Annotated in this window: 8 protein-coding genes; all 8 read left to right on the top strand. The window is 30.6% G+C overall.

Annotated elements, in window-relative coordinates:
• A partial coding sequence (locus BMX03_RS10520; RefSeq protein ID WP_143052097.1) for a zinc ribbon domain-containing protein occupies positions 1-157 on the top strand: 157 nt, incomplete at its 5' end.
• Between the two features lie 165 nt (positions 158-322).
• The gene (gene malQ / locus BMX03_RS10525; protein ID WP_091695306.1) at positions 323-3,742 is read left to right on the top strand and encodes a 4-alpha-glucanotransferase; all 3,420 of its coding nucleotides are present in this window, start codon (positions 323-325) and stop codon (positions 3,740-3,742) included.
• 135 nt (positions 3,743-3,877) lie between these two features.
• Entirely contained in the window at positions 3,878-5,407 is a 1,530-nt protein-coding gene (locus BMX03_RS10530; RefSeq protein ID WP_091695308.1) for an LPS-assembly protein LptD, read from the top strand.
• A gap of 24 nt (positions 5,408-5,431) precedes the next feature.
• A complete protein-coding gene (locus BMX03_RS10535) occupies positions 5,432-6,421 on the top strand; it encodes a bifunctional heptose 7-phosphate kinase/heptose 1-phosphate adenyltransferase (protein ID WP_091695311.1) in 990 nt (329 codons plus the stop codon).
• A 23-nt stretch (positions 6,422-6,444) separates the two neighbouring features.
• Positions 6,445-6,912: a D-glycero-beta-D-manno-heptose 1-phosphate adenylyltransferase gene (gene rfaE2 / locus BMX03_RS10540; RefSeq protein ID WP_091695313.1), complete on the top strand. Its 468-nt coding sequence runs from the start codon at positions 6,445-6,447 to the stop codon at positions 6,910-6,912.
• 184 nt (positions 6,913-7,096) lie between these two features.
• The gene (gene waaC / locus BMX03_RS10545; RefSeq protein WP_091695316.1) at positions 7,097-8,125 is read left to right on the top strand and encodes a lipopolysaccharide heptosyltransferase I; all 1,029 of its coding nucleotides are present in this window, start codon (positions 7,097-7,099) and stop codon (positions 8,123-8,125) included.
• Positions 8,118-9,134, top strand: a complete 1,017-nt coding sequence (locus tag BMX03_RS10550) for a stealth family protein (protein WP_091695318.1) — start codon at positions 8,118-8,120, stop codon at positions 9,132-9,134. The genes waaC and BMX03_RS10550 overlap by 8 nt, the downstream gene beginning before the upstream one ends.
• A 152-nt stretch (positions 9,135-9,286) precedes the next feature.
• A partial coding sequence (tnpA, locus tag BMX03_RS10555; RefSeq protein ID WP_143052098.1) for an IS200/IS605 family transposase occupies positions 9,287-9,476 on the top strand: 190 nt, incomplete at its 3' end.

Below are 9,476 nucleotides of genomic sequence, written 5' to 3' on the forward strand. Positions count from 1 at the left end.
TAGATTTTATCCATCATCAAAAACTTGTAACAAGTGTGGATTTATAAAGAAAGATTTAAAACTAAAAGATAGAGTTTATAGATGTCCACACTGTGGAGCAGTAATTGATAGGGATTTAAATGCTTCACTAAATTTATCTATGTATAAATTAGCATAGTTTCACAAGCAAGAAAATGCTAATATGTAGGATTCGTTGTATCCGAATTTAAGCCTTTGGAGAATCATATCAAACGAAAGTAGCTATGGCAAAATCGGATTCAATGAAGAAGGAAATAAACAAATTTTTATATTTTTATAGATTTTTGGCAACGGGATAATATAAATGATTTTTCATGATTCGCGAAATCTATATTATCGCAGTCCTATAGGGGCAGTGCCGACACAATCTTTTGTGAGATTGGCAATTGATGTTGATTTAAAAGATAAAGTTTCTTTGGTGCGTTTACATACATGGCAAGAAACTTGTGGTTCAATATATTATAATTTAAAAAAATCTTCATGGGATGAAAAACATTATTTTATTGATTTAGATATGCCTGAAGATGGTTGTCTTGTTTGGTATTATTTTATAATTGAATTAGCTGATGGCAAATTATTATATTATGGCAATAATAAGGCGCAAATGGGTGGTATTGGTCAAGAAGCACTAGAGGTGCCACCGTCTTATCAGATTACAGTATTTAAAAAAGATGTAAAAACGCCAGATTGGTTTAAAAAAGCCGTTATGTATCAGATTTTTCCTGATAGATTTTATCGTAGTGGCAATAATATTCCACAGAAAAAACATGCGGTGCTTCATTGTGATTGGAATGAGCCACCAATGTATTATTTAGACCCAGATACTAAAAATGTAATCACTTATGATTATTTTGGCGGAAATATCCAAGGTATAAAAGAGAAATTATCTTATTTAAAAGATTTGGGAATATCTGTGATTTATTTTAATCCTATTTTTAAATCACGTGCTAATCATCATTATGATACGGCAGACTATCATCAAGTAGATCCAATGTTTGGCACTAATGAAGAATTTGCACAGCTTTGTAGTCAAGCTAAAGAGATGGGAATTCGCATCATCTTAGATGGTGTATTTAGTCATACTGGCAGTGATAGTATATACTTCAATCGCTTTGGCAATTTTGATAGTGTAGGTGCATATCAATCCAAAGAATCTCCATATTATGAATGGTATGATTTCAAGGAATATCCTTGTAAATATGATTGTTGGTGGGGCTTTACAAGTATGCCAAACACAAAGGAAACAACACCATCATATATGGATTTCATCATTCGTAGTGAAGATAGTGTAATGAATTTTTGGATGGATAAAGGCATAAGTGGTTGGCGTTTAGATGTAATTGATGAATTGCCACAGAAATTTACACGTTGTTTTTATCAAAAATTGAAGAAATTAGATAAAGATGCAGTTATCATCGGTGAAGTATGGGAAGATGCTTCAAATAAAATAGCATATAATGTTCATCGTGAATATCTTTGTGGCTATGAAATAGATAGTGCGATGAATTATCCATTGCGCAGAATTATTTTAGATTTCATTTTGAAAAATAAATCAGCTCAAGAAACAGAAGTAAGTATTTTAAATCAGCATGAAAATTATCCCGAAGAAAATCTCTATGCCATGATGAATTTATTGGGTAGTCATGATGTAGAACGTATTTTGACTTTATTAGGCGAAGCTCCAAGTGTAGAAAATGTACCAGCTAGTGTACAGGCAAAATTCAAATTAGATGATGCTCATTTGCGTTTAGCTATTGCTCGTTTGAAATTAGCCGTTGTTTGGCAGATGACATTGCCGGGAGTGCCATCAATTTATTATGGCGATGAAATCGGTATGCAGGGATATCGCGATCCACATAATAGAGCAAGCTATAAATGGGATGAAGCTGATAATAATTTACGTCATTTCTTTACGCGTATGATAGCACTGCGCAATCATCGACAAGTATTGCAAACTGGCTGGTATATACCAGTATATGCTCAAGATGATGTCTTAGCTTATATGAGAACTACAAAATTAGGCAAAGATAGATTTGGACAAAAAATAGATGATGATTGCATCTTAGTGGTGTTAAATCGTCATCAAGAAAAGACTATGACGATAGAAATTGATGTTCATGGTTTTTGTCAGCATAAATTACATGAAATAACTAATATGTATCCTGATATGGAAATCATAGATAATAAGGCTAAGATAGAAATTGAACCGCTCACAGCTCTAGTATTTGAACAAGAAAAAGAAAATATAGAATATGCTAGAAAAGCTGGTATTATCATGCATCCAACATCACTTCCATCTGATTATGGTATTGGTGATTTAGGAAAAGAAGCTTATAATTTTGTGGATTGGTTAGTAAAAGCTAAACAAAAGATTTGGCAAGTTCTGCCATTAAATCCAGTGGGATATGGAGCATCTCCATATCAATCTCCATCTGCTTTTGCTGGCAATACTATGCTTATTTCACCTGAAAAATTAGTGGAAATCAATTTATTGGAAGCTAAAGATATTGTTTTAGATTATAAAGTTGATGCTGATAAAGTAGATTTTGTAAAAGTAGAAGCTTATAAAGAGAAAATCTTAACGAAAGCTTTTGTTAATTTTGTAGCAGATGCAGATTATACTGCTTTTTGTCAACAGCAAAGTTATTGGCTTGAAGATTATGCACTATTCATGGCATTAAAGAAATATTATAAAAACTTACCATGGTATGAATGGAATTTAGACATAAAATTGCGTAAACCTCAAGCTTTAGAGTCTTGTAGAATTTCTTTGGCACAAGATATTGCTTATGCTAAGTTTAAACAATATATTTTCTTTAAACAGTGGCAGGATTTACATGCTTATGCAAACGAAAAAGGCATACAAATAGTAGGTGATGTTCCTATCTTCCCATCGCATGATAGTGCTGATGTATGGGTACATCAAGATTTATTTAATTTGAATGCTGATGGCACCTTAAAGACAGCAGCAGGAGTGCCACCAGATTATTTCAGTGAAGATGGTCAACTTTGGGGTAATCCACATTATCTCTGGAAGGTAATGCAAAGAGATGACTATAGTTGGTGGCGTAAACGCATAGCTACATTGTTGAATTTAGTAGATATAATTCGCATTGACCATTTCCGTGGTTTTGAAGCTTATTGGGAAGTATCTGGCATGGCTACAAATGCTCGTGTTGGTAAATGGGTTAAAGGTCCAGGAAAAGATTTATTTGATAAAATCAAAGAATATCTAGGTGATGTGCCAATCATTGCTGAAGACTTAGGTGTAATTACGCCAGAAGTCGAAGCCTTGAAAAATAGTTGTAATTTCCCAGGCATGAAAGTTTTGCAATTTGAATTATATGCAAATAAATATCATAAATTAAATTTTATCAGTCCGAAAAATAGTATTGTCTATACAGGCACTCATGACAATAATACAACTTTAGGCTGGCTTAAAGAGGATATATCTCCGCAGGATAAAGCAGTTTTAGCAGATTTATTAGAAGTTAAAGTTGATGATAATGAGGCTTTATTAGATGAATTGGTAAAATTAGCATATGCTAGTGCCTCTAAGATGGCGATATTGCCAATGCAAGATGTTTTGAAGTTGGATAGTAATGCTAGAATGAATTTACCTGGTACAGTAGGCACTAACTGGGGCTGGCGCATGCAAAAAGATACATTGACAGACGAAAAAGCAATGTATTTGTGTTCCTTAGTAGAAAAATATAATAGATAAATGAAAAGGACTCTGCAATAAATGTAGAGTCCTTTTAGATTTTAGCGAAAAGTAATTCGGCAAAGAAGATATTATCATGGTATAATAATTTAAGTGTATTTAGTTAAATTTATTTTAAGATAGGTGAATATTTTAATGAAAATAGAGAAAAAAATATTGTGGGCGATATCATTAAGTGCATTATCTTTATGTACATATAATCAGCCAGTATTAGCTTCAGATACTGATGTTGAAATCTTAAATTATGTTGAAGACCAACGTCATGAAGCTAGAGATAAAGAAAAAAATAGAGCTATTAATGAATTTAAAGCAGAATTAGATGCTCAATATGAAAAAGAAGGCATTGTTATACAAAATCCTCAAGAAGCACCAATTATTTTTGAGGGTAATGATATTATGTATGACTCAGTAACAGGTGAAGTATATGGTAAGGGTAATGTAAAAATCACTCAGAATTATTCACGTATGACTACTGAAGATGCAAATGGTAATTTAAATACAGGTGATGTGGATATACCGGTTCATGCTCATGTTATGCAGGTAGCTAATCCAACACTTGATATCAACAGTGAGAAAATAAAATATAATTATAATGAAAAAACTGGTGTAATGAATAATGTAAAAGGTCGTGTAGATAATAGATATGTTTCAGGGGAACAAGTAGAATTTTATCCTGATTACTATATAATTTACAATGGCACGATGACACGTTGTCCTGCGAAAAAACCAGATTACTGTTTGACTGCTGAAAAAATTGAAATTTATCCTGATGACCATATGGTAGCATATAATGCGAAATTTTTGATCAAAGGTCAAGTTATTTATCAAACAGATGAATATAGTACTAAAATAGGTACTAATAGCGATGGAAAAAATCAATGGATACCATTACGTATTCGTATAAATGATGATGATGGTTTATCTATCGGTTATAAATTAGATGCACCATTGATGGATAATGTAAAAGCTTATGCTGATTTAAAATATACTACTAAGCATGATATGAGAAATATTTATGGTGTAGCTTGGAATAATGCGGGTAGTACTTTTAAAATAGAAAATGGTAAATATGAAGATGATGATGATCGTTGGTTAGAAAAAAATATAGCATATGTATATAATTATGGCAGTAGAATAGGTGATACACCACTTAGTTTTAATTTGTATAATGAATATGGTTTATGGGAAGAAAATAATATTAAAAGTTGGCATCGTGAACATAATTTATCTCTCCATCATGATCCTATAAATTTAGATACAGAAGGTAAATTTAGATTATTTCCAAGCATAGGTTATCGCTTAGTTTATGAAGATTATGATGATAGCAATTATAATAGTTTGTATTATGATGTGACTTTACTTGGTGAATTAACTGATAGATTAGTAGCTTATACAGGATATCATTATTCAAGAGTTAGTGCAGAAAATACTTTATTCCAGTATGGATTGGAAGATTATTCCAAAAAAGTATCCGCAGGTCTAAGTTATACTATCGATGATAAAAATCGCTTTGTTGTAGCAACAGGATATGATGCTTCAGATCAGCTTCGTTTAAGAGATTTAGATTATTATTGGTATCATGATTGGCATTGTGTAGAAACTGAATTAAAATATGAACAGAAAAAAGATAAATGGAGTTTACATTTTAATTTCTTAAATTTCTAATATATAGAGAAAAAAGGTGAATTTATGAAGCCGGAATTGATTGATTTTGTAGAAAAATTTAAGGGAAAACGCATTTTAATTATTGGTGATATGATTGCTGATATATATTTAAAAGGTGATATTTCTCGTATTTCTCGTGAAGCGCCAGTTTTAGTATTGATAGAGTCAGAAGAAAAAACAGTGGCTGGCGGTGCTGCTAATGTAGTTAATAATGTAGCTACATTAGGCGGAAAGGCTTTTGCTGTAGGTATTTTAGGCGAAGATAAAGGTGCTTTAAATTTAAAGCAAATATTAGAAGAAAATAATGTAAATACGGAAGGTATGTTTTGTGATCAAAATCGCAAAACTATTACTAAGACACGTGTTATTGCAGGTGGTAGAGCTACAGTAAGTCAACAGGTAGTACGTATTGATAGAGAATGCAATGAAGTTATCAGTGAAGTATATGAAAAAGAATTGATGAATTACATTCAAATGGTCATGCCACAGATGCAAGGTGTAGTAATGAGCGATTATGGCAGTGGAACAATTACACCTAAAATTCGTGATTTAATTTTATCTTTAAGTAAAGAATATGATATACCATCAATAATAGATTCTCGATATGCTATTTTCAATTTTGTAGGTACTGATTATGTAAAACAAAATGATGCAGAATTAGCTAGTGCTGTAGGCTATAAAATAGATAATGAGGAAATTTTATATAAAGCGGCACAGGAATTTTTAGTAAAAATGCAAGCAAAGGGAATTTTAGTTACACGTGGCGAAAAAGGTATGACTTTATTTGAAGCAAATGGAAATGTGCATAATATCCCAGTATCTGATAAATCAGAAGTATTTGATGTATCGGGAGCAGGTGATACATGTGTTGCTACCTTTATCACAGCATTAGCTACAGGTGCGATGCCAAGTCAAGCAGCTGAACTTTCTAATTTTGCTTCTGGTATTGCTGTACGTAAAATGGGAACAGCTACAGTTTCTGATGAGGAATTAATTGCCGTATTGAAAAAATAATAATTACAGATAGGATTTTAGTGATGATTATAGATATACAAGATATTGAAAAGTTTTGTGAAATCTTGCGTAAGGGTAATAAAACTATAGCACTTACTAATGGCACTTTTGATTTAATACATGCAGGTCATGTTCGTTATTTAAATGAAGCTAGTAAATTAGCAGATTATTTAATTTTAGGGTTAAATAGTGATCAGTCTGTAAAGCAGTATAAATCAGACAAAAGACCAATTGTTCCGCAAAAAGAGCGAGCAGAGGTTATAGATAGTTTAAAAGCTGTAGATTATGTAGTTATTTTTGATGAAACAACAGCTGATAAATTAATCAGTAAAGTAAAACCAGATATCTATGTAAAAGGTGGAGATTATACAGAAGAATCTCTTCCAGAAACAGCAACAGTAAAAAAATATGGTGGTAAGATAAAATTTATAAAAGTAGTAGAGGGATGTTCTACCACAAATATAGTACAAAAAATATTAGATATATATTAATTAAATAATTTAAAGATATGCTACATTTTTAGATAATTTAAAGATGTAGCTTTTCTTTTGGGACTTTAAATAGTAAATAAGTATTTACTATTTGAAAAAATATTGGTAAAATCAAATAATAGAAAAATATATTAGCAAAAATTTTTAATTTATATTTTCGGTAGATAGAAGTAATGAGGTTTTTATGAATATTTTAATTGTAAAATTAAGTGCAATAGGAGATGTAATTCATGCATTACCTATAGCATATGTTTTGAAAAAACGATATCCTAATGCGCATATTACATGGGTTGTGGAACCTACAGCATATGAATTGGTGAAACACAATCCATATGTAGATGAAATAATTATTTTTCATAAAAAAGCATTTAAATCATGGAATGGTTTTAAAGAAAATTATCGACCATTTGCTAAGTTATTGCAAAAAAGAAAATATGATATATCTATAGATTTGCAAGGATTGTTTAAGTCAGCAGCTGTAGTATTTACTGCTAAGGCAAAGAAAAAAATAGGCTATGTAGATATGCGTGAAGGTAGCAATTTAATCAGCAAACGCATAGTAGGCAATAATAAGAATGGTCATATTGTAGATAGATATTTAGATACTGTTAAATGTTTAGATTGTGATACAGAAAATATAATATTTCCTTTAGTTAATACACAAGATGAAATTGATTTTGTAGATAATTTATTGATTAAAGAGAATATATTAAATCAAAAATTTATAATTTTTGCAGTGGGTACTAATTGGATAAATAAATGTTGGTCTGTGGAAAATTTTGCTAAATTAAGCGATTTATTAGCAGAATATAAGCTAAAAGTAGTCTTAATTGGCTTTGGAAAAGATGATGAACAAAAATCACAAGCTATTATTAAATTAGCTAGAGAAAATAATATTGTAAATTTTGTGGGAAAAACGAGTTTGATGCAAACGGCTAGACTTATTAAATTATCAAAGGCTGTTGTAGGAGGAGATACAGGAAACCTTCATTTAGCAGCAGCTTTAAATATTCCTGCAATTATGCTTATGGGGCCAACTGATCCTAATAGAAATGGTCCATATAGACAAAGTGAAAATGTGATTTTGGCAGGTCATGAATGTGATGGTTGTTGGAAGCGTACTTGTGCTAAAAATATAGATTGCTTAGCAAGTATAAAACCAAATCAAGTCATAGAAAAATTAAGACAAAGCGAGTTGTTAAAAGATGAGTGAAAATTATCCAATTGACTTTGTTGTTACTTGGGTTGATGGCAACGACCCAGTATGGCAAGCAGAAAAAGCAAAGTATAGTCCTAGTAAAAATGCAGATAATCGCAATGTGCGTTTTCGTGATTGGGACAATATGCAATATTGGTTTAGGGCTGTAGAAAAATTTGCACCATGGGTTAACAAAATACATTTTGTAACCTATGGTCATTTGCCCAAATGGTTAAATATAAATAATCCCAAATTAAATATTGTTAAACATAGTGATTTTATACCAAAAGAATATTTACCTACATTTAGTTCACATTCTATTGAATTGAATTTACATAGGATAGAGAGTTTAGCTGAAAGATTTGTTTATTTTAATGATGATATGTTTTTAATAAGACCTGTAAAAAGAGAATTATTTTTTGCAGGTAAAAATTGTTTACCAACGGATTTTGCTATTGCTAGTACTTTGAGTGTTGCTGATAAAAGAGATACAGTACAATATGTTAAGTTTAATAATATAGTAGTATTAAATACTCATTTTGATAAAAAAGAACAAATGAAAAAGTATTTTAGTAAATGGATAAATTTAGAGTATGGTTGGAATAGCTTAAGAAATTTAATATTAAGTGGAGAACATCATTTTAAATGTTTTGCAAATAATCATTTAGCTTTTTCATATTTAAAAACAACTTTTATAGATTTATGGGACAAGGAATTTGATGAGTTAGATGAAACTTGTAAGCATAAATTTAGAAATAAAACAGATGAAAATCAGTGGCTTATGCGTTACTGGCAATTAGCAAAAGGTGATTTTGAACCTATAGGAAGACATGTAAAAGGTAAGGTTTATGAAATTTATAATGGTGTAGAGCAAAACCAAGATTTATTTAAGAGTATAGAAAATCAATTAATGCCAATGATATGTATAAATGATAATGAGAATGTAGATTTTGAACCTATGAAGGAGAGAATAAAACAAGCATTTGATAAAATTTTACCTGAAAAATCTAGTTTTGAAAAATAATAAAAAATAAAGAAGTAAATTATTTAAAATTTACCAAATGCGAGCGTAAAGCCCCTAAATTTATTTATGGGGATATAAGCTCGCTAAAAAACAATGATTCGATATCATTGTTTTTTATTGTATTATATTTTTAATAGTTATATAATACTTTTATGAAATATAAATCAAATAATAATATAGTATATTCTTGTAAATATCATGTAGTATTTTGTCCTAAATATCGTAGAAAAGTATTGAACAATGGTGTTGATGAACGATTAAAGGAGTTGATTAATAATATTTGTCAGGAGCTTCACGTCGATTTAATCGAGATGGAAGTAAAGCCAGACCATGTTCATTTGC

The organism is Megamonas sp. Calf98-2, from assembly GCF_900110235.1.
Taxonomy (GTDB): Bacteria; Bacillota; Negativicutes; order Selenomonadales; family Selenomonadaceae; genus Megamonas; species Megamonas funiformis.

What these genes read in the sequence shown, in the direction of transcription:
- malQ (WP_091695306.1), top strand. Translation starts at nt 323, where the DNA reads ATGATTTTTCATGATTCGCGAAATCTATATTATCGCAGTCCTATAGGG.
- BMX03_RS10530 (WP_091695308.1), top strand. Translation starts at nt 3,878, where the DNA reads ATGAAAATAGAGAAAAAAATATTGTGGGCGATATCATTAAGTGCATTA.
- BMX03_RS10535 (WP_091695311.1), top strand. Translation starts at nt 5,432, where the DNA reads ATGAAGCCGGAATTGATTGATTTTGTAGAAAAATTTAAGGGAAAACGC.
- rfaE2 (WP_091695313.1), top strand. Translation starts at nt 6,445, where the DNA reads ATGATTATAGATATACAAGATATTGAAAAGTTTTGTGAAATCTTGCGT.
- waaC (WP_091695316.1), top strand. Translation starts at nt 7,097, where the DNA reads ATGAATATTTTAATTGTAAAATTAAGTGCAATAGGAGATGTAATTCAT.
- BMX03_RS10550 (WP_091695318.1), top strand. Translation starts at nt 8,118, where the DNA reads ATGAGTGAAAATTATCCAATTGACTTTGTTGTTACTTGGGTTGATGGC.